Source organism: Flavobacterium sp. GNP011 (assembly GCF_056428925.1).
The window spans coordinates 74,679-98,745 of the sequence record NZ_JBWJVJ010000006.1; the positions used below are offsets into that span (position 1 = coordinate 74,679).

The following is a 24,067-nucleotide window of genomic DNA, read 5'->3' on the forward strand; positions in this document are numbered from 1 at the left end:
ATTATTTAGTGCAAACTACTTGATCCGTAAATCGGAGGTCAATTTTTTTATATTTATACAAAGAACCATCCAAAACAGCCTTTTGAAAAAAAGCTTTATAATTCCTAAATTTTAACACAGCAAAATTTAGACTACCAAAATCTATTTGATAATCAAAATTTCTATTGTGCATAATTAAGCTACCATTTGGCATTATTTGTATTCCAATGATGTTCTTTTTCAAAAATTCATCATCGTAAATAACTCGAAATAATTTTATTAATTCTTCACTATTTTTTTTATTTATCGCCCCTGAAACAAGCGGAACTCTAGCTGTAAAGTTATTTGACAAAGGCATCCTACCTCCTTGAAAGTCAATGTAAAAAGAACTATTATCATCAAACACTCTAGCAACTGGAGTCTTTTGTTCTACCACTGCTTTTAACACACCATCAATTGTCACATATACTTCTGATTTTTTTATCATAGCATGTGAATCAATAGTTGTTTCCAGTTTGTTCAAATCTAAATCAACTTTTTGAATACTTCTTACGTTGTCACTATTTTCTATCAACAATTTATTAACTATTTCTTGTTTAACAAATGGCGAATTAACTCCCACAAATATTACTGTAGATTGCTTCAGTTTTCTATTTTCATTTCGTTTTGATGTGAAAGAAAATAAAAAAATCACAAGTACAAACATGAGTACTAATCGAATATTTGTCCAATTAAAGAGTTTCATTTAATGCTTTTTTAATTGTTGGCACCCATTCCCCTATATCTCCCGCACCAATTGTTACAATAATTGCTGCATCACTACTTACAATCTTTTGAACTAAATCTTTCTTTTCAACTAATTCTTTATGCTCATTAGTCATTTTTTGCAACAACCACTCTGATGTTATTCCCGGCATAGGCAATTCTCTTGCAGGATAAATATCCAAAAGCAAAATCTCATCAAAAGCCGATAAACTTTTTGCAAAATCATCCCCAAAATCATGAGTTCTACTAAATAAGTGTGGCTGAAAAATTGCCAATACTTTTTGGTTAGGATACAACTCTCTTACAGCTTGATGCACTGCATTAATCTCAGTAGGATGGTGTGCATAATCATCAATATAAACTTTATGATCCGTTTTTATTTGATATGAAAATCTTCTTTTTATACCCTGAAATGATGCAATAGCTTTTGCAATAGCATCTTGAGGAGTTCCATATAAATTAGCCATACCAATTGCCATCAAGGCATTCATGAGATTATGTTTTCCGGGAAGTCCAAAGTGCAAATCCTGCATCTCACCAGATGGCGTTTGAACATCAAAAACATAACTTCCGTTTCCTACACGCACATTAAATGCTTTATAAACAGCATCCTCATTTACGGCGCAGGTAATTCCCTTTAATGGTAAATCCTTTGTTATAAAAAGATTACTCTTGTCTTCAATTTTAGAGGCAAACTCTACAAACGACTCTTCAATTGCTGCACTTGTCCCATAAATATCTAGATGATCCGCATCCATAGAGGTGATGCAAGCAATATTGGGGTGCAAATGTAAAAAAGAACGATCAAATTCATCTGCTTCTACTACAGTAATTGTTTTACCGTTGCCTATTAAATTTGAATTGTAATTCTCAACAATTCCACCTATGAAAGCTGTCACATCAGCACCGCTTTCATTCAAAATATGTCCCAAAATTCCCGATGTAGTTGTCTTGCCATGTGTTCCTGCTACTGCAAAACAAAACGTATTTTCGGTAATCAAACCTAAAACCTCTGCTCTCTTTTTTATCTCATATCCTTGTTCTAAGAAAAAATTCCACTCTAAATGTGTTTTTGGAACAGCTGGAGTTACTACTACAAGTGTATTACTGATCAAGAAATCTTTTGGAATCAATTGAACATCATCTTCAAAATGAATTGAAATTCCAGACGCTATTAATTCATTTGTAAGACTTGAAGGAGTTTTATCATATCCGGAAACTTGCTTTCCTAATGTTTTAAAATAACGAGCAAGATTGCTCATACCGATTCCTCCGATGCCTATAAAATAAACGTTATGTATGTTATTTAAATTCATTTTTGTTGTATTCTGATAGTATTAAACTACTTTATCTCTATTTTATTTTAACAATGATTCAATGGCATCCACAATGTCTTTTGTTGCATTAGGTTTAGCCAATTTTTTCATGTTATTACTCAAATTTATTTGAAGTTGATGATCATGAATAAGTTTATTGAAAACAGATTCAAACTTCAAATCCAACTCGCTTTCCTTAATGAGCAAAGCTCCACCATTATCTACAATTGCTTTACCATTTTTGGTTTGATGATCTTCGGCTACATTTGGCGATGGTATAAAAATTGTGGGTTTAGCTACCAAACACAATTCAGATACTGATGATGCACCTGCACGCGAAATCACAAAATCAGCAGCAGCATAAATTAAATCCATTCTGTCAATAAACGAAACTACTTGAACATTTTCTCTATCAGAAAAGTGTTTGTACTCTGCCATGTAAAAATTACCACATTGCCAAAATACTTGTATTCCTGAGGCAATTAAGAAATCAAGCTCTTTTTCAATAAGCTGATTAATACGTCTTGAACCTAAACTTCCTCCTAAAACGAGAAGTGTTTTTTTATTATCGTCTAAATTAAAATACGATATAGCTTCACTTCTTTTTGAATCAATATCCAAAAGATCTTGACGTACCGGATTTCCTGTTAGAATGATTTTGTCTTGTGGAAAAAACCGTTCCAGATTTTCGTATGCTACGCAAATTTTACTAGCCTTTTTACTCAATAATTTATTTGTAATTCCTGGAAAGGAATTTTGTTCTTGAATCAAGGTAGGAATTCCTCTTTGACCCGCAGCTTGTAATAACGGCCCACTTGCAAATCCACCAGTACCGATGACAACATCTGGCTTAAACTCTTTTATAATTGATCTAGAGCGCCACAAGCTAGAAAGTACTTTTACAGGAAACAAAACATTATCAAGAGTTAATTTACGTTGTAATCCTGCAATCCATAATCCTTTTATAACATAACCCGCTTGAGGCACTTTTTGCATTTCCATCTTGTCCTGAGCTCCAACAAATAAAAATTCAGCATCTGGAAAACGCAATTTTAATTCATTAGCAATAGCAATTGCCGGATAAATATGTCCGCCAGTTCCTCCGCCGCTAAGTATGAATTTGTACTTTTTCATTTTATTTATAAAAAAAATTAGAACACTATTTATTAAAAACTGCTTTCATAGGATTTGTAGCTTTATCCTCTATAGAATAATCTTGCACCACTTCATACTCCTCATCAAGCTCTCTATCGATGAGCTTTTGCAACGCTTCTTCTCTTTTTGCAGCTTCCTTTTTTTCTTCTGCTATTTCTTCTTCCTTTTTGGTCACACTAATAATAATCCCTAATGCAAAACAAGTCATCCAAATGGAGCTACCTCCGCTACTTATAAGCGGCAACGTTTGCCCTGTAACAGGCAATAATTCAACAGCAACTGCCATATTTACCATGGCCTGAAAAACCATTGGAAAACCTAAACCTACAACCAGTAATTTCCCAAAAAGAGTATTTGCTTTGTGGGAAGCAACAACAAATCGAAATAGCAACAACAAGTACAGTACAATTACTGCAACTCCGCCCACAAGACCATATTCCTCTATTATAATTGCATATATAAAATCGGAGGAAGATTGCGGCAGAAAGTTTTTTTGCACACTCTTACCTGGCCCTAAACCATACAGTTTTCCTGATGCGATTGCAATTTTTGCTTTCTCTATTTGATAATCATCTTCTCCTGGTTTATCACTTGTAAAATTTTCAACTCTACTTATCCACGTATCCACACGGTTGGGAAATGCGTCAGGAAAAGTTTTTGCAATAATCATGAAAAAAGCCAACATCACAACTCCGGAACCAATAACAATACCCATGTATTTCAATGGATATTTACCTATAAAAACTAACATCAACACCATAGAAAAAATCAGTGCTGTTGTACTAAAATTTGCAGGTAAAATAAAAATTAATGTTACAAAAACAGGCAACCATAACTCCCACACAGACGCTTTAAATATTAAGGGTTCAGTTCTTTTTTTTGATAAAAAACGAGCTACAAATATAAACAACACCATGGAGGCTAGAGTCGAGGGCTGAAAAGTAACACCAATAAAAGGAATTTGAATCCATCTACTAGCATTAGCACCTGCAATTACTGTGCCTTTGAATAATGTAAACGCCAAAAGCAACCAAACAAAGTATAAGGACCCCCTTGCAATAGCTTTGAAATAATGATAAGGCACTTTGTGAACCATAAAAATTATTGTAAAACCAATAGCTATATGAACAATATGTTTTACAAGATATCCAAGCGTATTCCCATCTCCTTTTCCTATGTAAGCCAAATTGCTACTTGCACTAAAAACAGGCATAAAAGACAACAAGGCTAACAAGGCCACAAATGACCAAATTCCTTTATCCCCTTTTAAATTGTTTATTAGTTTTTTCATTTTCGTTCTTTGTTACTAATTTTGATCTTTATAAAGTAGTAGATCAAACTATTTTAACTCATTTAATTGATTACAAACTTTTAACTGCTTGTTTGAATTGTTTACCACGATCCTCATAGCTTTCAAATAAATCAAAACTAGCACAAGCAGGAGATAATAATACCGTATCTCCTTTCTCTGATAAGCGCTGCGCCATTTTAACAGCATCACTCATTGAATTTACCTCAACCATCATGTCTACAACATTGCCAAATGCATCTATAATTTTTTTATTATCAACTCCAAGACACACAATTGCCTTTACCTTTTCACGTACTAAAGGCATTAACTCGTTGTAATCATTTCCTTTATCAACACCACCTACAATCCATACTGTAGGCGCATTCATACTATCTAAAGCAAAAAAAGTAGCATTTACATTTGTAGCCTTAGAATCATTTATGTACTGAATGTTTTGAATTTTTAAGACTTTTTCTAAACGGTGCTCAACCCCTTGGAAATTTGACAAACTTTCACGGATAGTAGCTTTTCTGATTTGCATTAATTTTGCTACTGAAGTGGCTGCCATTGCGTTTTTCATATTATGTTTTCCCTCTAAGGCGATATGATCTGTATCCATTGAAAAATCCTCTCGGTTAATTTTAATTTCCATTTTATTTTGTATTGTGTAAGCCCCTTCGTTGAACGTTTTTGTCAATGAAAAAGGAATTAATTTTGCTTTAGTTTGATGAGTTGTCAACCAATTATTGATCGCTTCGTCATCTGCGTCATAAATTAGATAATCCTCCTCTGTTTGATTCATTGTTATTCTAAACTTTGAATCGATATAATTTTCATATTTGTATTCGTATCGATCTAAATGATCTGGACTTATATTGGTAATAATTGCAATGTGTGGCTTAAAATTAAATACACCGTCTAATTGAAAGCTGCTCAATTCAAGCACATAATAATCAAACTTATTATCGGCCACCTGCCAAGCAAAACTTTTACCTATATTTCCTCCTAAACCTACATTTACTCCAGCTGATTTCAATAAATGATACGTAAGCATGGTTGTCGTTGTCTTTCCATTACTTCCCGTAATTCCTATTATGGTAGCATTTGTAAAAGGAGCAGCAAACTCAATCTCTGATATTACCGAAACACCTTTCTCTAAAAGTTTTTTAACAATAGGAGATTTATCAGGAATACCAGGGCTTTTCATGACTACATCAGCATTTAATATTAAATCCTCAGTATGCTTTTCTTCTTCCCACGGAATTGAATTGAGAGATAAAACCTCTTTATAATTCCCTTTTATTTTTCCAAAGTCAGATACAAAAACATCGTACCCTTTCTTTTTTCCTAAAATTGCAGTTCCAATACCGCTTTCTCCTCCACCAAGAATAACTAGTCTCATATTATCTCAATTTTAATGTAACTATGGACAGTATGGCTAACATGATGGCTACAATCCAAAAACGGGTAACAATTTTACTCTCATGATATCCCTTTTTTTGATAATGATGATGTAATGGGGACATCAAAAATATTCTTCGGCCTTCGCCAAAACGTTTCTTGGTGTACTTAAAATAACTCACCTGAAGTACTACCGAAAAATTTTCAACTAGAAAAATTCCGCATAACAATGGGATTAGCATTTCTTTACGAACTGCAATTGCTAGTACAGCAATGATACCCCCAATAGTCAAACTTCCCGTATCTCCCATAAATACCGATGCTGGATACGAGTTATACCAAAGAAACCCTATTAAAGACCCTACAAATGCCGCTATAAAAACCGTCATTTCTCCCGAATTAGGGATGTACATAATATTCAAGTAATTGGAAAAAATAATGTTTCCCGAAACAAATGTAAAAATACCCAACGCCAGCACTGAAATAGCCGATGTTCCTGCAGCCAGACCATCTATACCATCTGTTAAATTCGCACCATTTGAAACAGCTGTGATAATAAAAATTACCACAGGGATAAAGATTAACCAGGCCCATTTTTCATATCCTTCTCCAGTCCAAGCTAAAACTTCGGCGTAATCAAACTCATTATTTTTAAAAAACGGAATTGTAGTTGCTGTTGATTTTTCTTCAATAGGTGCTGGCAACACAACAGTGCTACTAGGTGCTCTAAAAATATCTGATGTAGACGTATCTGTACGAACGGTAACGCCCGCATGAAAATAAAGAACTGTCCCTACAATTAATCCTAAACCTACTTGTCCTATTACTTTAAAAATTCCTTTTAAACCTTGCTTGTCCTTTTTAAAAATCTTAATGTAATCATCAATAAATCCTATTGTTCCCATCCAAAGCGTGGTAACAATAAGTAATACAATATAAATGTTGTGCAGTTTTGCAAAAAGTAAAACAGGAACAAGCGTTGCAAATATGATAATCAAACCACCCATGGTAGGAGTACCCGCCTTTTCATTTTGACCCGCTAAACCAAGCTCTCTAACCGTTTCTCCTACTTGCTGTTTTTGTAAAAAACGAATGATTCGTTTCCCATAAATAGTAGACAATAATAGCGATAACATTAAGGCTAATGCTGATCTAAAAGTAATGTACTGAAAAACTCCTGTTCCAGGAACATCCATCATTTTGTCTAAATATTCAAATAAATAATACAGCATATATCTTTGTTTATCTGGTTAATCTTTATTTTCTTTTTTCTTATGGATCGTTTTAAATACTAAACGATGTGAAATTATTTCCCTAATTGTTCTAATAGTTCTTTTACTATTTTCATATCGTCAAAATGATGACGAACACCATTAATTTCTTGATACGTTTCATGACCTTTACCTGCAACCAACAAGATGTCATTTGGCTGTGCTAACTGACACGCTGTTTTAATAGCTTGCATTCTATCTGTAATAGAAATTGTTTTCTTAAAATGATGTGGAGCTACTCCTTTTTCCATTTCAGAAATAATTTCTAAAGGATCTTCACTCCTTGGATTATCCGAAGTGAAAATAGCTTTGTCACTTAAACTTGCAGCAATATCAGCCATTACTGGTCTTTTTGCCTTATCTCTGTCACCCCCACAACCCACAACCGTAATCAGCTGCTCGTTTTGAGTACGAATGGTGTTTATTGTTTTCAAAACATTTTCAAGAGCATCTGGTGTATGAGCATAATCAACAATAGCAGTTACATTAGAATTCGATACTATATATTGAAACCTGCCTGAAACACTTTCCAAATTAGATAATAACCTAAGAACTTCTAAACTATCAAGTCCTAATTCTATAGCGGTACCGTAAATTGCAAGCAAATTATACGCATTGAAATCTCCAATCAATTTAACCCAAACTTCATGACCGTTTATTTTTAATAACAATCCTGATAATTGATTTTCTAAAATTTGTGCTTTATAATCGGCATAGGTTTTTAAGGCGTACGTTTTTTTATTAGCAACGGTGTTTTGTAACATCACAGATCCGTTTTTATCGTCCGCATTGGTAAGGGCAAAACCAGTTTTTGGCAAACCATCAAAAAAAGCTTTTTTAACATCTCTGTACTCAGCAAATGTGGGGTGATAATCTAAATGATCATGAGACAAATTGGTAAAAACCCCACCTGTAAAATGCAATCCTTCTGTTCTCTTTTGATGAATCCCATGCGAACTCACTTCCATAAAACAATATTCAACACCACTTTCTATCATTTCATTTAGGTAGTGGTTTATTGTTAACGAATCTGGAGTGGTATGAGTAGCTTTATACTCTTTCTCATTCACCATGATTTTCACCGTAGAAAGCAAGCCAACTTTATACCCAGCATTTTTAAACAATTGGTATAACAAAGAGGCAATAGTGGTTTTACCATTAGTACCTGTAATACCAACTAATTTTAGTTTTTGCGAAGGCGACTCATAAAAATTAGCAGCCATGCAAGCCAATGCCGCATTGGTATCTTGAACCTTAATATACGTTACTCCTAGTGCAAGTTCAGCTGGCAAAATTTGACATACTATTGCTGCAGCACCCTGTTGGATAACTTTGTCTATAAAATCATGACCGTTTGAAACTGTACCGTGAATAGCAACAAATACATCTCCGTTGAGAATTTTTCTAGAATCGAATTCTATTTTATTCACAGGAATATCTGCAAGACCCGATACCGAATCTATAGCTACTTTGTATAATATGTCTTTTAATACTTTCATGATAACTCTAATAATATTGTTGCATTTTTTACTACATTTTCACCTGCTTGCAACGACTGTTTTTTCACTTTTCCTACACCTACAACTTTTACTTTCATCCCTAAATTTCCAAGAAGCGCTACAGCATCCATGCCTGACATTCCTTTAAGATTAGGAACTACTTTCTGCTTTTTCTGAACTTTTAAATAGTAAGCCTCATAGCTTTGTTCTTGCTTATCAATTTTCCTGTCAAGATTTTTTATGGTATTGGTTGAAGGAGCATCGGTAAATATTTTTTGTGCAATTCTTTTAAAAACTGGCCCAGCCACATCAGCACCGTAATAATTATTAAGCGCAGTATTGGGCTTATGCACAACAACTATACAAGAATACTTTGGGTTCTCGGCTGGAAAATAGCCCACAAAAGAAGAAGCGTAATACATTCCTGTTCTACCTGCTTTACCATAGTTCACCTGCGCCGTACCGGTTTTTCCTGCCATTGAAAAATCTTTAGAAAACAATTTAGATCCCGTTCCTTTTTTCACCACATTAGCCAAGACTGCTTTGAGTTTAACAATGGTTTCCTTAGAACAAATTTTAGGGTTCAAAACTTCTTTCTCGTATTTTTTTATGGTTCTATTCCATTCTTTTATTTCAGATACAAATTGTGGTTTTACCATTTCTCCATCATTTGCAACGGCATTATAAAAAGCTAAAGTTTGCATCGGTGTAATATGCACACCGTATCCAAAAGCCATCCAAGGCAATGATATTTTAGACCAACTTCTATCTGTAGGTTGAGGCACATAAGGTATTCCTTCCCCTTTGATAGAAAGTCCTAGTGTTTTATTAAGTCCATAATTATTAAGATGATTTACAAACTGTGACGGATTCTCTTTGTATGCATTATAAACCGCTTGAACTAATATTGTATTAGATGAAACCTCAAAACCTCTAGCCAAAGAAATTTTACCGTATCCACCTTCATGAGAATCTTCTACTTTTTTACCAAAATAAGTTATTACTCCGTTTTTGCTATCATAAACTGCACTTGTATCTACTTTTTTATCATCTAACAATGCCATTAATCCTGCTAATTTATAAGTAGAACCTGGCTCATGAGACTCTGCTACGGCGTAATTTGTAGTTTCATAATAGGTTCCGTCATTAGCTCTTCCTAAATTAGAAATTGCTTTAATATGACCGGTTTTAGTCTCCATCACTACCACTGATCCATGATCTGCCTCGTAAGACTCCAGCTGTTTCAATAAAGCGTGATGTGCTATATCTTGAATATAAACATCAATAGTAGAAATCACATCATACCCGTCTTGAGGATCAACTTCATTTACATCACGAATAGGTTTCCACTGTCCTTTTGCAATTTTTTGTTTTAAAATCTTGCCGTCTTTACCATTCAAATATTTTCTAAAAGCCCATTCTATTCCTTTTCCATCAACAGATTGACCATTATGAGTACGTTCGTACCCTACTGTTCTTTCGGCAATTTTACCAATGGGATGCTCCCTAACTGTTTCTTGCTCTACAATTATCCCGCCTTTAAAAGCTCCCAAATTAAATAATGGAAAACCTTTAATTTTAAAATAAGAAGTATAACCTAGTTTACGACCTATTAAATAATATCTATTCTTGTTAGCACGTGCTTTTCTTAACTCATTCTCAAAATAGCTAGATGTTTTACCCAACACTGTTGCTAAAGAATCTGAAAGTGATTTTACATTCTTTTCAAAGACTTCGGTTTTGGGTGCAACGGCATCAAAACGTATTTCGTAATTAGGAATTGATGTAGCCAATAGACTGCCATCAGCCGAGTAAATATTTCCTTTATTGGCTGGTATTACAAAGTTTCTTACCGTTCTTTCTTTGGCTAATTTTCGATAATAATCTCCCTCAACCCATTGAATATTGGTTAATTTAATAGTAATAGCCACTGCAATCACAAAGATGAATGCAGCAACCAGATAAATTCTGTAGGATATATTTTTATCGTCTACTCCCATATTTTTTTGAAAAAGCTTTTTTCTTCTTCTTTAACTACTTTTATTTTTACTGGTGGCACTGTGGATGGAAAAATTTGTTTTTGCAACATTTTCTCAGATATAGTGGACTCCATTTTTAATTTCATTAACTCTGATCTTCTATCTACAAACTCTGATCGCAATTCTTTCACTTGATTAGAGAGTGCCGCTATTTCAAATACTTTTTGTTCAAATCTTTGTGTATTTGCAATCATAATAATAGCTAGTGCAATTCCAAAAACAATGAATCGCCAGTTTTTTACAGCATCATCGTTTACAAGAAACTTTGCTTTCAATAAACTGTAAACCCCGTTTTTCATTTTTTATCTTTTTTCAGCAATTCTTAATTTGGCACTTCTTGCTCTATTATTCTCTTTAATCTCGTTAGCATTGGGAACAATTAATTTTCCGATGGTTTTAAATGGAACCGAAAAATTTCCAAAAAAATCACGTTCAGGCTCTCCATCAAACATTCCGTTTTTTACAAATCTTTTTACCAATCGGTCTTCAAGAGAATGATATGAAATAACACTCAAACGTCCTTCTGGTTTTAAGATTTCTAAAGATTGCTCTAAGAATTCCTTTAAAACATCCATTTCTTGATTCACCTCTATACGTATAGCTTGATAAATCTGAGCCAATATTTTATTCTTAACTCTTTCTGGCAAATACCTTGACAAAACCTCTTTTAACTCATCAGTAGTTTTTATTGGATATTGCGTTCTGGCTTCTACTATAGTCCTTGCTAGTACAGGAGCATTTTTCAACTCTCCATAATCCAGAAAAACTCTTTTTAAGTTAGCTTCATCATATTCGTTTACCACCTTGTAAGCACTCAAGTCATTTTTCTGGCTCATTCTCATATCTAAGTCCGCATCAAAACGAGTAGAAAACCCTCTTTCAGGAACATCAAACTGATGAGAAGAAACTCCAAGGTCTCCTAAAATACCGTCAACACTCTTTACTCCATAAAAACGCAAAAACCGTTTTATAAAACGGAAGTTTTCATTTATCAGGGTAAATCTATCATCAGCTAATGCGTTGGCTAATGCGTCTTCATCTTGATCAAAGGCAAACAACTTCCCATTTGGCCCCAGCCGTTTCAAAATTTCTTTTGAATGACCTCCTCCTCCAAAAGTTACATCTACATATACTCCATCAGGATGAATATTTAAACCATCTACTGATTCCTGAAGCAAAACAGGATTATGATATTCCATTGTTGTCGTCATTTAAATTCCCCATTACTTCTTCTGCTAAATCTGCAAAATCCAGATCATCTCCACTTATTGATTTCTCATACAAATCTTTATCCCAAATCTCTACCATATTAATAGATGACGAGAAAACAACATCTTTAGTAATACTTGCAAAAACTGCTAAATCCTTTGGAGCCAGCAATCTACCTAGCGCATCAATCTCTACCACTTTTACACCAGCAGTAAACCTGCGGATAAAATCATTATTTTTTTTCACAAAGCGATTGAGCTTGTTAATTTTTGCCATCATTACATTCCACTCTTGCATAGGATACAACTCAAGACATGGTTGAAACACAGAACGCTTCAAAACAAACCCGTCTTGAAGTGATGAAGCCAATTGCTTTTTAAGTGGTGCTGGTAGTAGCATCCTGCCTTTTGCATCAACTTTGCATTCATATGTTCCTACAATTGTGTCCAAACAAAAAGTATTAAATGATGTAGAGCAAAAATATAAAAAAATCTACCACAATTTACCACTTACTACCACTTTGTTAATAAGTTTAACCACTTTCTAGCCAAAATCCTTAATTTATATACTGTCAACAGGTTAGCCTCATTTTTGTTAATTCCCTCTTCAAGAATAAAAACCGTAGCAGGATTGTTCAAAATATGGAAATATCAAGCAATTAAAAAGATATTTTCACGTAAAAAAACACTAGTATTTTACTACATAAAAAGAATTATTTATGGTACGCTAGTGATAATTTTACAATTAAAAATTGTCTTAAAAATTCATTTTTATTTATTAAATCCTATATTTGTCAAAATTGAAAATAGGGATTAAAAAAAAATGGAAAAACACTATAAAAAAGAGGGAAGATACAGCTATTATGAAGCAGGTGAAGGGACTCCAATTGTCATTTTACACGGACTTATGGGCGGACTTAGTAATTTTGATGCTGTTGCCGATCACTTTTCTTCAAAGGGTTACAAAATTATCATTCCAGACTTACCCATTTACACACAAAACATTTTAAAGACTAATGTAAAAAGTTTTGCAAAATACGTTAAAGATTTCATCACTTTCAAAGGATTGGAGCGTGTTATTTTACTTGGAAATTCCCTAGGAGGACATATTGCATTGTATCACACCAAAATGTATCCTGAAAAAGTAGCTGGACTTGTAATTACTGGTAGCTCTGGTCTTTACGAAAGCGCCATGGGTGATAGTTACCCAAAAAGAGGTGATTACGAATACATAAAAAAGAAAGCCGAAGACGTATTCTATGATCCAAAAGTTGCAACAAAAGAACTTATCGATGAAGTATACGAATCTGTAAACGACCGTATCAAATTAATAAAAACGCTTACGATTGCAAAAAGCGCTATACGCCACAATATGGCCAAAGATTTACCAAAAATGCACGTACAAACTTGTATTATTTGGGGAAAAAATGACAAAGTAACGCCTCCAGATGTTGCCGAAGAATTTCATAAATTATTACCAAACTCTACTTTGTACTGGATTGATAAATGCGGTCATGCTGCAATGATGGAGCATCCAGAAGAATTCAACCGCCTGCTAGAAGAATGGCTTACCAATACGCATCTTGCCATACATTAAGGCACAGTTTGCATTTTACACCTTTAGAACATGAAAATTAATACCGCCGAATTTGTTATCAGTAACTCCGATGTATCAAAATGTCCCAAAGACTCTTTACCGGAGTATGCTTTTATTGGCCGATCTAATGTGGGAAAATCATCCTTGATTAACATGATTACCAACCACAAAAAATTAGCCAAAACATCGGGACGCCCAGGGAAAACACAACTAATCAATCATTTTTTGATTAACAACAACTGGTTTTTAGTGGATTTACCTGGCTATGGTTATGCTAAAGTATCTAAAAAAACGAAGTCTATATTTCAAGAATTTATTACTGATTATTTTGAAACAAGAGAACAACTTGTTTGCGCTTTTGTATTGATTGATATTAGGCATGAAGCACAAACGATAGATGTTGAATTCATGTCATACATGGGCGAAAGTGAAATTCCGTTTTGTATTATTTTCACCAAAGCCGATAAGATTAGTAAAGTAAAAATTGACTCCCACATTGCTGCCTATAAAAAGAAAATGTTTGCAAATAACTGGGCCGAAATGCCTCAATATTTTGTTACATCAGCCACAGAATCTACTGGGAAGGAAGAGTTATTGACCTATATAGATGAAGTAAATCAAGAAGTTTTTAAAAACAACAGTCAATTTTAGAACTAATTTTTCAATGAATTCAAACAGTAGGAGCATCTTTTTTAAAGTTGGAATCCTTTTTATAGCTCTGACTTCCTGTAAATCCAGCACCTACCTACTTACAAATCATGATTACAAAACAGGTGTCGATTTTACCCAAGGAAAATGGCTCTTAAACACGGTCTACAGCGCTAAGGAAAACCGAGAAAAACTCACTGAGGAAGCAACATCGTTTTTTGCTGAAAACATAAGTAACCGTTATCATTTTCGGGCTGATGCAAAGGGCTTGCTCCTTCCTGAAAACATACCCCTTAATCCCAATAAAGAACAAATCAAATCCCTACAAGCAGGTACAGGATTTGATTACTTCATAAATGTATCATCCAAAAAAAATAAAGATGAATTAGGGACAATCTCTTTATTTGACGATGAACAATCAAGAGAGGAAAACAATGCTGAAGTAACTCTAGAAATATACGATTTGAATTTACATCAAATTATATATACTCAAAAGGCGATTGGCAGCGATCGTGCAGAAAAACAAAAGTCAATCTGGGAAACCAAAAAATCAAACAAACTAATTGATAACATCAATTTTCATAAAAGCTCCAATAAATTAGTATTAGGGAGTCTAAAAAAGATCTTAAAAGATCTTAAAAAGAAATCTATCCAAAAAAAATAAGAGCTGCAGGAACAGCTCTTATTTTTTTTATTTTTTGGTTAAGTCCAGTTTTTCTGCAAAATAATCACAAAAATCTTTCATCGTAGCCGACATTTTTTCATCATTGGTAGCTCTGTGAAACGTCTCAGACATGGCTACTAAAGTTTGATGGAAGAAAATTTTCATTTCATCTACAGGCATGTCCTTTGTCCACAAATCAATTCTCATACTTTCTTTAGCTTTGCTATCCCATATTGAAAGCATTATAGCTTTAGCTTCTTCGTGCTCTACACCACCATCTTTGGCAGTCCACATTAGTTTTTCTGGAACGCGATTTTCATCAAGCTCAACTAAAAATTTTATTTCTGATGTATTGGTATTTGACATTATTTTTTGGGTTTGTATTTTGATTTAACAAAGATTTCTTTTGCGTCTGTTTTTAACAATTCTTCTAGTGAAGCGCCACTGTTTTCCATGTAAGCTCTAACAATTTGCCATCCTACCCATACCCCTACTTGACCAGGAGAATCGTTATCAATTTCTAAATAAAATTTTGAGAACGGTGCTGGATTGATAAACCTAAGTGCTAATTTTTGCTCACTACTATAGAGCATTTCCTTCTCTAAGAAATAGCGCCACATGTAGCTTTCGTTTTCTTCACACCATTTTATTTGTTCAGGAGTGTACCCTATTTTCTCAGCATCAGTGTAAGTAGGCAGCAGTACATCTTTCAAATAAAGCTGTTTACCCCAATAAACCATTTGAGACAACAACTCCTTTTGAGTTCCCGGAGGAATTTTACGCATGGCAAAACTGGACACTACATCAGGTGCAATTTGTCTTTCTTCAAAATTTTGTTTTAGGTAATTGGGAAATTGATAAAATTTATGATCCTTTCCTAAGTACAATTCGAGAGAAATGATTACCAAAGAGTCTGCATAAATTGCTTTGGTATTGTAATCCATTTCAGATATAACAGTGATCACTTTTGGGGTTCTTGTTTTTGGAAAATGATATTTTATTTGCTTAAATAAATCATCTAACTCTTTCTTTACTGGTTCTATGTTGGCATACTTTTTTTGAACCTCTGTGTAAAGTTCTCTCCAAAGAGGATTTTGCATTTTCTCTATCCACACGGTATTATCATTGCCAGCTGGAAAAAAATAAGGATACTGTTTTTTAACCTTGTCCAAATTTTCTGGCTTGGTTTCAAAAAAAAGTTTATCAAATCTTTCAATCTTTAAATCCACAGGAATCTCTGTAACTTCTTGCTCTATTTTTGATTTTTTCTCACAGGAGATTAAAACTAGACAAAAGACAGCAGTTAAAAGGCATTTTTTCATATAAATTAATTAAATTTGTGTATGTAAACTTGGGAATTAGTGCACTACAAATTGCTTTTGCAAATATACATCCCTCCTTTTTAAAACGTGAATTATTATGACTAAAAAAAGTATTTTTGAAGCCGAAAAAGTGAATATGCATATTGTAAACTGGTTAAAAGCCTATGCCGAAAATGCAAATGTTAATGGTTTTGTCATAGGAATTTCGGGTGGTGTAGACTCTGCAGTAACCTCAACCTTATGTGCCCAAACAGGTTTACAGGTTTTGTGCGTAGAAATGCCTATTCATCAAGCCGAAAGCCATGTTAAGAGAGCCCAAGAGCATATTGAGCAATTAAAATCTAGATTTTCAAACGTACAAAGCGTGCAAACTGATTTGACTGCTGTATTTGAAACTTTTAAACAAAGTGTCCCTCACAGTATTGATGAGGCAAAGTTCAACCTTTCTCTAGCAAACACGCGAGCCCGTATACGAATGACTACATTGTATTACCTTGCAGGCATACATGGATTGCTAGTTGCTGGAACTGGAAACAAAGTTGAAGATTTTGGTGTAGGATTTTATACAAAATACGGCGATGGGGGTGTTGACTTAAGTCCAATTGCTGATTTAATGAAATCTGAAGTGTACGAATTGGGGCAGTATTTAAAAATTCCAACTTCGATTCAAAAAGCATCCCCTACAGATGGCCTTTTTGGCGATGACAGAACAGATGAAGACCAACTAGGTGCTAGTTATGACGAATTAGAATGGGCAATGTTAGCTAATGAATCTGGAAAAAAAGCATCTGATTTTGAAGGACGACAAAAAATTGTTTTCGAAATTTACAAACGTTTAAACACTGCAAACCGCCATAAAATGGAGCCTATTCCAGTTTGTGAAATAAAAATTTAATAAAAAATTAAATTTTTATGTTGATTTACAATTAATTACAGAATTTATTTATTAATTTTACATTTCCAATAACAAACAATTCAAAAAAATTTAAAATTATGATTAAAGTATGTATAGCCGATAATTATCCTGTTGTGCATTTTGGAGTAAAATCTTACTTTAAAGATAATGCTGACATCTCCATTGTAGCCAATGTGGGCAATTTCTTGATGGTACGAGATATACTTCAAACCAAAGACATTGATGTATTAGTACTAGATTTGGACCTGGAAGGACTTTCCAGCATCTTCGAGATCAAAACAATCTTGAAAGATTTCCCAAAAACAAAAGTGATTTTATACAGTGGTCTATCTGAACAGATTTATGCACCAAATGCCATTAAAGCCGGAGCATCTGGCTTTGTGCACAAATCCGAAAAGTTAGAAACACTAGGAATTGCTATTGTAAAAGTATCGCAAGGTAAGATCATCATGAATGAAACCGTGAAGAAAAACTTAGCCTTGATTGCAAAACAAACTAAAAGTGAGCGTTTGTATCGCAAACTTTCTAACCGTGAAGTTGAAGTATTACGCTACTTGAGTGGAGGGAAAAAGAATCACGAAATTGCTGATATCTTAAACCTGAATGAAAAAACAATCAGTACTTACAAGTTACGTTTATTAACTAAACTAAATGTAACCAATCTGGTTGATTTAGTAGACAAAGCAAAAAAATTAGAAATCGTTTAGTAATATCTTGACATTACACGACCTAATTTTTTTGAAAAAGAATGGATTAAAATATTATAATCCATAACTAATGATAAAGGCTCTGTATTATCTGAATTTGGTTCAGATGATATGGAGCTTTTTAATTCTTCAATAATACTTCCCACAAGATACCAACGAAGCGTTAAAATGGTCTCTGAAACCTCTTGACCTATTGTTTCATTTTTAGTTTTTGGAAAAATATTTTGACCTACCCAATCATGAAGAACGAGTTGCTCATCTTCCATTAAAATATCTGTTACTTCTTGGGCAAAGTCAACATCCAATCGCATTAAATACTGTTCCATACTAAAGGATTCATTCTCATTATAAAACGCTATAAGATCATTGTAAATTGCTCTAAATAATGGATTAGCAAGTTGCACCTCATCCTCTTGCAAACTGAGGTAAATACGTTGGTAAACCTTATAATTTCTTTTTTCTGAAACAGTTTCAATTTCTCCTTCTGCATTTGTACGCAAAAAAACATCTTCAAATTCTTCTTCTAGATTGCCATACAACAGTAAAATTTCAATTATTTTACGTTCCAATCGATTTAACACATCAACTTTAACGGCAGCAATTGGATTTTCGTTTTTAACAATTTCAAAAGCTTGTTGCTCTTGTTTTTGTTTTTTTCCAACCTCGGCAACTTCTTTTTGAGATAATTGTGCCAGAGTACTTTGTAATACTTGCTCTGAAATATCCATAATTCGGGAACATTCCTGAATGTAAATTTCGCGTTGAATTCGATCTGGAATTTTAGATATACTCCCTACCATATCCCGAATCAGGTCGGCTTTTTTTACTGGATCGTTTTTGGCTTCATTCATTAAGAGCGATGCTTTGAACTGGATGAAATCTTTAGAATTATTTTCAAGATAATAGACTAAATCATCATACAACGTTTTTTTTGCAAAACTATCCGGATCTTCCCCATCGGGAAAAGTACATACTTTGACATTCATACCTTCCTCAAGTATCAAATCAATCCCACGCACAGAGGCGCGCAATCCCGCAGCATCACCATCAAATAAAACGGTAATGTTTTTTGTCAATCTATTTATCAGTCTAATTTGATCTGGTGTCAAGGCAGTTCCTGATGATGCTACGACATTCTCAATACCAGATTGATTGAATTGTATCACATCCGTATATCCTTCAACCAGGTAGCAATTGTTTAATTTTGCTATGGATTGTTTGGCTTGATAAATACCATATAGCACTTTACTCTTGTGGTAAATTTCACTTTCAGGTGAGTTTAGGTATTTTGCTGCTTTTTTATCATTGGTTAAAATACGTCCTCCAAAACCCAAGACACGTCCGGACATGCTCTCAATAGGAAACATCACACGCCCCTTGAAGCGATCAAAAGGTCTGTCCTCTTTCGGAATTGTAAGTCCTGTACTTTCCAGAAATTCTAATTTATACCCTTTACCAAGAGCTTCTTTTGTAAACGCATCCCAACTTTCAGGTGAATATCCAAGGCTGAATTTTTTGATGGTTTCATTTGTAAAACCTCTTTCCTTAAAGTAAGAGTATCCAATAGCTTTTCCCTCTTCGGAATTTAAAAGTGTATTGTGGAAATACGTTTTGGCAAATTCCGAGACCAAGTACATACTTTCTCTGGTATCTGTGAGTGCTTTTTCTTGATCTGTTTGCTCTGTTTCTTCAATTTCAATATTGTATTTTTTGGCTAAGTATCGAATGGCTTCTGGATACGTAAAATGAGAGTGCTCCATCAAGAAAGCAACAGCATTTCCGCCTTTTCCAGAACTAAAATCCTTCCAGATTCCTTTGGCCGGAGAAACCATAAATGATGGCGAACGCTCTTCAGAGAATGGACTTAAACCTTTATAATTACTTCCTGCTCTTTTTAAATGAACAAATTCACCAATAACCTCCTCTACACGAGCAGTTTCATAAACAATATCAATTGTAGCTTTTGAAATCAAGTTGAATAAAATATTTAGGGATTGAAAAATGTAAAATTACACAAATCAAATTGGATAATTCACAATCTAAAAAACAAAAAAACACTTCTTTACAAAGTGCTTTTTTATGCTGCTAAAATGCCATCAGCAATTAATTAAAATCAAAACGCAAACCTAATGAAACATTGTTTTGCTTGACAGCATTGTCTTTAAACAATGGGTTTAAATCGTATTTCAAGTATAAACTTGTAGCTTTATATCCTACATAAGTGCTCAATCCATAGACAAAATCACTAGTGTTAAAATCTCCTTTTGTTTTTTCGGTTGATTTTAAATCTGAATTTTCATATTGTAAAATTTGTTTTGTTTTCACGTTTACTCCTGCGTACCCGCCTAGTCCTACTCTAACACTCTGATGAGATTTAAAATAGGTCTTATCGTTCTTAACCTCTGGCTTTGTAAAATCAAATTCTAAATGTAACGGAAATACCAAGCTCACATTTCTAAATCTAGAATCTTTTAATTCAATAGGATTCACTGTCAAATTGGTTTGATTGCCATTCACCTCAAAACTACGGTTGTTTGTAGGGCGAAGGTTATTGTACATAACTGATAAACCGTACTTGGCATGCAATAGGTTAGAATTGTTTAAAAGTCTAGAATTATAAGAAACGCCAATTTCATAAAAATGAGATCCTAAATACCTGAAATCTGATTTTTCAACTTCGCCATCAGTAACAACATTGTTCAATCCTGCAGCAAAAACAAATTGTGAAGTTGTCCTTTTGGATTGGCGTTCATCCTTATCAGATTGTCCGTTGTACACTTTTAAAGAGGAAATATTAAATTCGGTTTGATTTGGTCCAAGCTCTTCAGAATTAGTCCCAAAAATAACCATTCTGCCACCACTTCTAGTGTCTTTAGCGTCCTGCACTTTTCCATCCACTTTATCTTGTACCAACTGGTTGAGTTTCTCTTCTTGAACACTAACTTTAGAATCAATATTTGCGGCGTGAACGGCTGCTTTCTTTAACTTTAAATCATCCGCTTGTTCCTTCGTAATTACTTTATTATCGAGATCTTTATCAATTTGTTCGATCTCTTTTTTTAACGCATTTTTTTCTGAACTTGTTATTGATTTAATTTCGTTACCAATGGCTTTGGCTCTGGTCTCAAATGCAATGGATTGGTGGTCTCTTCCCTTAGTAAGTCCAGTTTCGGGTGTAGTATCATCAACTATTTCCAGTGCTATGTCTTTAAACCATACCTGACCTGTATCATCTAATAAAACTCCGTAAGAAATTGAAGTTGCATCTGCTGGTACGTGCAACACAATTTCATATTTTGTCCAGTCTTTTGTGCCTTTTATGGGATTTCTTCGCATGTTATCAAACGCTAAAACAGCCACATCATAGTAATCTACTCGCATCCATAAGCCAGCCCAAGATTTAATATTATCACATTTAACATATCCCGACATTTTTACTGTTTTTCCTAAATACAAGTCTGGCTTAATTGATTTCATGATTGTTCCAAAACCATTGATTTTACTTTTAACCGACTTAATAGTTAAGATATTTTCTTCTTTAAATTCGGAATTCTTTTCAAGACTCATTTCATAATTTGGCGACACCGGTTGCCAATATGTCCAGTCTAGAATATTTTTATAAACTCCTTTTTCTTGCGCATTAACTTTTGTTAAAAAGGCCGATAACAGTAGTACTGTGATTAAAATAATTTTTTGCATAATGTTCGATTTTTGATTGATGATTGATTATTCTTTTTCGTAATTTCTATTGGCCAAAACTGTTTTTATGGCGTTGTAATTTTTATTAAACTTGCTTATGGCCGACTCTCTAAAGGTTTGATTCATCTCTGTTTCTACATCCGACAATAAATTCTGAGGATTAACCGTGGTGCTTTTTATCGGTTTTTGATTGACTTGCAAACTAGTTGATGACTCCAGTTGTGTATTACTCACTTCTGCTAACAATCCAGATGCTGAAACATACCTGTTTTTAGTACCCTTTTTTAGATTATTATTTTCTACTAAAATGGTTAAACTATCATTTTTAGAATTCTTAATTTGGGCTGCAGCCAGTTCATTCTTTTCTAATTTCAATGATTTTTGCTGCGTTGAAGCTTGGTATTGAGGAGTAACAATGACTTTTTGAACGTTAGGTTTTAAAGCATTTGACAGTGTATTTGTATTTTGTAACGAATCGGCTGTAGTAAAGTTATTTTCTTGTTTTTTCGAATCTTGAAATACAACTCCATTGTCTTGATTTAAATTCACACTTTCTTTTTGATCAAAAAATAGGGTTCCAATAAGTAGAAAACCAACAAAACTTGCCGCCACATACAACCATGGGAATTTAGTTTTTTGTTTTTCTGTCTCAGAAAGCATTGTGTCGAGTTTATCCCAAGCCATCGCCGAAGGTTTGATTTCTCTAGCATTCAACAGCTCTTTTATTTGTATTTCAAATTTATTCGGTTCCATACTCATAATTTTTTATTGTACTAATTTGTACTTGCAGCATTTTTCTAGCATGAGATAATTGCGACTTTGATGTTCCTTCATTAATTCCCAACAGGGTTGCAATTTCATGGTGTTTAAATCCTTCTATCGCAAATAAATTAAAAACCATTTTATAACCATCTGGCAAATTATCTATCAAAGATTGAATGTCGTCTACAGATAATTGACTTTCAATAGCATTAAAACTTTCCTCATCGCGACCGATTACGAAATCATCTTCGATGTATTTAATTTTTTTATTTACTCTGATAAAAGAAATACATTCATTGACCATAATCCGCCTTATCCAGCCTTCAAAACTTCCTTTGTGTTCGTAATTTTTAAGATTGGTAAAAACCTTCATAAAAGCGGTAATCATAACGTCTTCGGCCTGATGCATATCTTTTATGTATTGACGGCAAACACTTAGCATTTTTGGAGAAAACTGGGTATAAATTTGCTGTTGCGCTTGTCGATTATTATCGACAGCCAACCGAATTAATTCCTTTTCCTCGTGATGTAAGTTGATTACTTTCATAAATTAAAGAGTAAAATAAATTTCAATAGCATTTCAAAATATCTTATTGAATAATGAAGACTCTCTATTTACATAGACGCTTTTCGATATAAAAAGGTTGCATGGCATCTAATTTTTTTTTAATTTGAAATTTTATAAATCAAAAAAAACAGCAAAATCAATAGTTAAGAAGATAAAATATTTTAAAAAATTATTTCTTTCTTTCGATAACGTAGTTGACCATTAAAATTAGGGCGCTTTTATAATCGGATTCAGGGAAATCTTGAAGTAATAAAAGTGCTTCATGTTGAAAAGCAACCATTTTTGCTTCAGCATAAACCAAACCATTGTTGTTTTTCACAAATGCAATAACCTCTTTAACGCGTTTTTTGTCTTTGTTGTGATTTTTTATCGAATTGATAAGCCAACTTTTCTCTTTTGGGGTACAAGTATTTAAAACATTGATAAGAGGCAAAGTCATTTTTTGCTCTTTGATATCAATTCCGGTTGGTTTACCAATGGCTTCATCAGTGTAATCAAATAAATCATCTTTGATTTGAAAAGCCATACCTATAAGTTCTCCAAACTTTCGCATTTTCTCGACTTGCAGCTCATCTTCAATAACAGATTTTGCTCCAAGAGCACAACAAGCAGCTATAAGAGTAGCTGTCTTTTTTCGAATAATTTCGTAATAAATATCTTCAGTGATATCCAGTCTACGGGCTTTTTCAATTTGAAGTAATTCCCCTTCGCTCATTTCGCGTACAGCGACAGAAATGATTCTAAGTAAATCAAAATCACCGTTATCAATAGAAAGCAACAAGCCTTTTGACAACAAATAATCACCTACTAAAACAGCAATTTTATTTTTCCATAATGCGTTTAAAGAGAAAAAACCTCTTCGGCGATTACTATCATCCACTACATCATCGTGAACCAGTGTAGCAGTATGTATAAGCTCTATCACACAAGCACCACGATAAGTGCGCTCATTTACCAAGCCATTTGCAACCATTTTTGCAGTAAGAAAAACAAACATAGGACGCATTTGTTTCCCCTTTCGGTTTACTATATAATAGGTAATTCTATTGAGTAAAGCCACTTGCGAAGTCATAGATTCATAGAACTTTTTTTCAAAAAGTTCCATTTCTTTTAAGATGGGCTGTTTTATTTGAGAGGTGACATTCATTAAGAAATCAAAGTTACGTCTTTTAGTAAATATAAATACGCTAAAAACTAATTTTAGTATTCCAATTCTAAAAAAAACGTACTCCTAACATTGCTAACCTATCCTTAATCCTA

23 protein-coding genes are annotated in these 24,067 nt (G+C 33.7%); 5 read left to right on the forward strand and 18 right to left on the reverse strand.

Going from position 1 to position 24,067, the window contains the following annotated elements; translation table 11 throughout:
* Position 1 precedes the first annotated feature (1 nt).
* The 11 genes from AC061E_RS07485 to AC061E_RS07535 all read right to left on the reverse strand — a co-directional run bounded on the left by AC061E_RS07485 (position 2) and on the right by AC061E_RS07535 (position 12,375).
* A complete protein-coding gene (locus AC061E_RS07485; protein ID WP_478285671.1) occupies positions 2-724 on the reverse strand; it encodes a cell division protein FtsQ/DivIB in 723 nt (240 codons plus the stop codon).
* On the reverse strand, positions 711-2,060 hold the full coding sequence (gene murC, locus AC061E_RS07490) for a UDP-N-acetylmuramate--L-alanine ligase (protein ID WP_478285672.1): 1,350 nt from the start codon (positions 2,058-2,060) through the stop codon (positions 711-713). The genes AC061E_RS07485 and murC overlap by 14 nt, the downstream gene beginning before the upstream one ends.
* 42 nt (positions 2,061-2,102) lie before the next feature.
* Entirely contained in the window at positions 2,103-3,194 is a 1,092-nt protein-coding gene (gene murG, locus AC061E_RS07495; protein WP_478285673.1) for an undecaprenyldiphospho-muramoylpentapeptide beta-N-acetylglucosaminyltransferase, read from the reverse strand.
* A gap of 25 nt (positions 3,195-3,219) precedes the next feature.
* Positions 3,220-4,506: an FtsW/RodA/SpoVE family cell cycle protein gene (locus tag AC061E_RS07500; RefSeq protein ID WP_478285674.1), complete on the reverse strand. Its 1,287-nt coding sequence runs from the start codon at positions 4,504-4,506 to the stop codon at positions 3,220-3,222.
* 70 nt (positions 4,507-4,576) lie between these two features.
* On the reverse strand, positions 4,577-5,908 hold the full coding sequence (gene murD, locus AC061E_RS07505) for a UDP-N-acetylmuramoyl-L-alanine--D-glutamate ligase (protein ID WP_478285675.1): 1,332 nt from the start codon (positions 5,906-5,908) through the stop codon (positions 4,577-4,579).
* Position 5,909: 1 nt separating this feature from the next.
* Positions 5,910-7,139, reverse strand: a complete 1,230-nt coding sequence (gene mraY / locus AC061E_RS07510; protein ID WP_478285676.1) for a phospho-N-acetylmuramoyl-pentapeptide-transferase — start codon at positions 7,137-7,139, stop codon at positions 5,910-5,912.
* 74 nt (positions 7,140-7,213) lie between these two features.
* Positions 7,214-8,677 (reverse strand): UDP-N-acetylmuramoyl-L-alanyl-D-glutamate--2,6-diaminopimelate ligase, encoded by a 1,464-nt coding sequence (locus AC061E_RS07515; RefSeq protein WP_478285677.1) that lies wholly within the window; start codon positions 8,675-8,677, stop codon positions 7,214-7,216.
* Positions 8,674-10,677, reverse strand: a complete 2,004-nt coding sequence (locus AC061E_RS07520) for a penicillin-binding transpeptidase domain-containing protein (RefSeq protein ID WP_478285678.1) — start codon at positions 10,675-10,677, stop codon at positions 8,674-8,676. Before AC061E_RS07520 ends, AC061E_RS07515 begins: the two co-directional genes overlap by 4 nt.
* Complete coding sequence (locus AC061E_RS07525; protein WP_230157533.1) at positions 10,668-11,015, reverse strand: FtsL-like putative cell division protein; 348 nt, start codon at positions 11,013-11,015, stop codon at positions 10,668-10,670. The genes AC061E_RS07520 and AC061E_RS07525 overlap by 10 nt, the downstream gene beginning before the upstream one ends.
* A 3-nt stretch (positions 11,016-11,018) precedes the next feature.
* Positions 11,019-11,927, reverse strand: coding sequence for a 16S rRNA (cytosine(1402)-N(4))-methyltransferase RsmH (gene rsmH / locus AC061E_RS07530; protein WP_176330677.1), 909 nt, complete (start codon positions 11,925-11,927; stop codon positions 11,019-11,021).
* Positions 11,902-12,375, reverse strand: coding sequence for a division/cell wall cluster transcriptional repressor MraZ (locus AC061E_RS07535; RefSeq protein WP_086453018.1), 474 nt, complete (start codon positions 12,373-12,375; stop codon positions 11,902-11,904). Before AC061E_RS07535 ends, rsmH begins: the two co-directional genes overlap by 26 nt.
* Positions 12,376-12,747: 372 nt before the next feature.
* Here AC061E_RS07535 and AC061E_RS07540 point away from each other — a divergent pair, with 372 nt between their 5' ends.
* Genes AC061E_RS07540 through AC061E_RS07550 form a run of 3 tightly spaced genes read left to right on the forward strand, consistent with a single transcriptional unit; the run spans position 12,748 to position 14,833 of the window.
* On the forward strand, positions 12,748-13,521 hold the full coding sequence (locus AC061E_RS07540) for an alpha/beta fold hydrolase (protein ID WP_086453017.1): 774 nt from the start codon (positions 12,748-12,750) through the stop codon (positions 13,519-13,521).
* A 30-nt stretch (positions 13,522-13,551) separates the two neighbouring features.
* Positions 13,552-14,172, forward strand: a complete 621-nt coding sequence (yihA, locus tag AC061E_RS07545) for a ribosome biogenesis GTP-binding protein YihA/YsxC (protein ID WP_478285679.1) — start codon at positions 13,552-13,554, stop codon at positions 14,170-14,172.
* A 13-nt stretch (positions 14,173-14,185) separates the two neighbouring features.
* A complete protein-coding gene (locus AC061E_RS07550; protein ID WP_478285680.1) occupies positions 14,186-14,833 on the forward strand; it encodes a hypothetical protein in 648 nt (215 codons plus the stop codon).
* A gap of 27 nt (positions 14,834-14,860) precedes the next feature.
* On the opposite strand, the gene gldC is transcribed toward AC061E_RS07550, so the two are convergent.
* Positions 14,861-15,199, reverse strand: coding sequence for a gliding motility protein GldC (gene gldC / locus AC061E_RS07555; protein WP_086453014.1), 339 nt, complete (start codon positions 15,197-15,199; stop codon positions 14,861-14,863).
* On the reverse strand, positions 15,199-16,155 hold the full coding sequence (gldB, locus tag AC061E_RS07560; protein ID WP_478285681.1) for a gliding motility lipoprotein GldB: 957 nt from the start codon (positions 16,153-16,155) through the stop codon (positions 15,199-15,201). The genes gldC and gldB overlap by 1 nt, the downstream gene beginning before the upstream one ends.
* A 97-nt stretch (positions 16,156-16,252) precedes the next feature.
* On the opposite strand from gldB, the gene nadE reads away from it, so the two are divergent.
* Positions 16,253-17,050, forward strand: a complete 798-nt coding sequence (gene nadE, locus AC061E_RS07565; RefSeq protein WP_478285682.1) for an NAD(+) synthase — start codon at positions 16,253-16,255, stop codon at positions 17,048-17,050.
* 98 nt (positions 17,051-17,148) lie between these two features.
* Positions 17,149-17,778 carry a response regulator transcription factor gene (locus AC061E_RS07570; RefSeq protein ID WP_086453011.1) on the forward strand — a complete coding sequence of 210 codons (630 nt, stop codon included), beginning with the start codon at positions 17,149-17,151 and terminating at the stop codon, positions 17,776-17,778.
* Here AC061E_RS07570 and dnaG read toward each other — a convergent pair.
* The 5 genes from dnaG to AC061E_RS07595 all read right to left on the reverse strand — a co-directional run bounded on the left by dnaG (position 17,775) and on the right by AC061E_RS07595 (position 23,954).
* Positions 17,775-19,751 (reverse strand): DNA primase, encoded by a 1,977-nt coding sequence (gene dnaG / locus AC061E_RS07575; RefSeq protein WP_478285683.1) that lies wholly within the window; start codon positions 19,749-19,751, stop codon positions 17,775-17,777. The two genes, AC061E_RS07570 and dnaG, sit on opposite strands and share 4 nt — an antisense overlap.
* 130 nt (positions 19,752-19,881) lie before the next feature.
* The gene (locus AC061E_RS07580) at positions 19,882-21,477 is read right to left on the reverse strand and encodes a hypothetical protein (protein WP_478285684.1); all 1,596 of its coding nucleotides are present in this window, start codon (positions 21,475-21,477) and stop codon (positions 19,882-19,884) included.
* 27 nt (positions 21,478-21,504) lie between these two features.
* The gene (locus AC061E_RS07585; protein WP_478285685.1) at positions 21,505-22,230 is read right to left on the reverse strand and encodes a hypothetical protein; all 726 of its coding nucleotides are present in this window, start codon (positions 22,228-22,230) and stop codon (positions 21,505-21,507) included.
* A complete protein-coding gene (locus tag AC061E_RS07590; protein ID WP_144889339.1) occupies positions 22,217-22,786 on the reverse strand; it encodes an RNA polymerase sigma factor in 570 nt (189 codons plus the stop codon). Before AC061E_RS07590 ends, AC061E_RS07585 begins: the two co-directional genes overlap by 14 nt.
* Positions 22,787-22,976: 190 nt before the next feature.
* Positions 22,977-23,954 carry a polyprenyl synthetase family protein gene (locus AC061E_RS07595; RefSeq protein WP_478285686.1) on the reverse strand — a complete coding sequence of 326 codons (978 nt, stop codon included), beginning with the start codon at positions 23,952-23,954 and terminating at the stop codon, positions 22,977-22,979.
* Between the last annotated feature and the right edge of the window lie 113 nt (positions 23,955-24,067).

Excerpts from the sequence above, each read along its gene's own strand:
- gldC (WP_086453014.1), bottom strand. The coding sequence starts at position 15,199 with ATGTCAAATACCAATACATCAGAAATAAAATTTTTAGTTGAGCTTGAT.
- AC061E_RS07540 (WP_086453017.1), top strand. The coding sequence starts at position 12,748 with ATGGAAAAACACTATAAAAAAGAGGGAAGATACAGCTATTATGAAGCA.
- murG (WP_478285673.1), bottom strand. The coding sequence starts at position 3,194 with ATGAAAAAGTACAAATTCATACTTAGCGGCGGAGGAACTGGCGGACAT.
- mraY (WP_478285676.1), bottom strand. The coding sequence starts at position 7,139 with ATGCTGTATTATTTATTTGAATATTTAGACAAAATGATGGATGTTCCT.
- murD (WP_478285675.1), bottom strand. The coding sequence starts at position 5,908 with ATGAGACTAGTTATTCTTGGTGGAGGAGAAAGCGGTATTGGAACTGCA.
- AC061E_RS07485 (WP_478285671.1), bottom strand. The coding sequence starts at position 724 with ATGAAACTCTTTAATTGGACAAATATTCGATTAGTACTCATGTTTGTA.
- AC061E_RS07515 (WP_478285677.1), bottom strand. The coding sequence starts at position 8,677 with ATGAAAGTATTAAAAGACATATTATACAAAGTAGCTATAGATTCGGTA.
- AC061E_RS07590 (WP_144889339.1), bottom strand. The coding sequence starts at position 22,786 with ATGAAAGTAATCAACTTACATCACGAGGAAAAGGAATTAATTCGGTTG.
- AC061E_RS07525 (WP_230157533.1), bottom strand. The coding sequence starts at position 11,015 with ATGAAAAACGGGGTTTACAGTTTATTGAAAGCAAAGTTTCTTGTAAAC.
- AC061E_RS07595 (WP_478285686.1), bottom strand. The coding sequence starts at position 23,954 with ATGAATGTCACCTCTCAAATAAAACAGCCCATCTTAAAAGAAATGGAA.
- yihA (WP_478285679.1), top strand. The coding sequence starts at position 13,552 with ATGAAAATTAATACCGCCGAATTTGTTATCAGTAACTCCGATGTATCA.
- AC061E_RS07580 (WP_478285684.1), bottom strand. The coding sequence starts at position 21,477 with ATGCAAAAAATTATTTTAATCACAGTACTACTGTTATCGGCCTTTTTA.
- AC061E_RS07570 (WP_086453011.1), top strand. The coding sequence starts at position 17,149 with ATGATTAAAGTATGTATAGCCGATAATTATCCTGTTGTGCATTTTGGA.
- AC061E_RS07520 (WP_478285678.1), bottom strand. The coding sequence starts at position 10,677 with ATGGGAGTAGACGATAAAAATATATCCTACAGAATTTATCTGGTTGCT.
- murC (WP_478285672.1), bottom strand. The coding sequence starts at position 2,060 with ATGAATTTAAATAACATACATAACGTTTATTTTATAGGCATCGGAGGA.
- rsmH (WP_176330677.1), bottom strand. The coding sequence starts at position 11,927 with ATGACGACAACAATGGAATATCATAATCCTGTTTTGCTTCAGGAATCA.
- AC061E_RS07500 (WP_478285674.1), bottom strand. The coding sequence starts at position 4,506 with ATGAAAAAACTAATAAACAATTTAAAAGGGGATAAAGGAATTTGGTCA.
- AC061E_RS07585 (WP_478285685.1), bottom strand. The coding sequence starts at position 22,230 with ATGGAACCGAATAAATTTGAAATACAAATAAAAGAGCTGTTGAATGCT.
- gldB (WP_478285681.1), bottom strand. The coding sequence starts at position 16,155 with ATGAAAAAATGCCTTTTAACTGCTGTCTTTTGTCTAGTTTTAATCTCC.
- nadE (WP_478285682.1), top strand. The coding sequence starts at position 16,253 with ATGACTAAAAAAAGTATTTTTGAAGCCGAAAAAGTGAATATGCATATT.
- AC061E_RS07550 (WP_478285680.1), top strand. The coding sequence starts at position 14,186 with ATGAATTCAAACAGTAGGAGCATCTTTTTTAAAGTTGGAATCCTTTTT.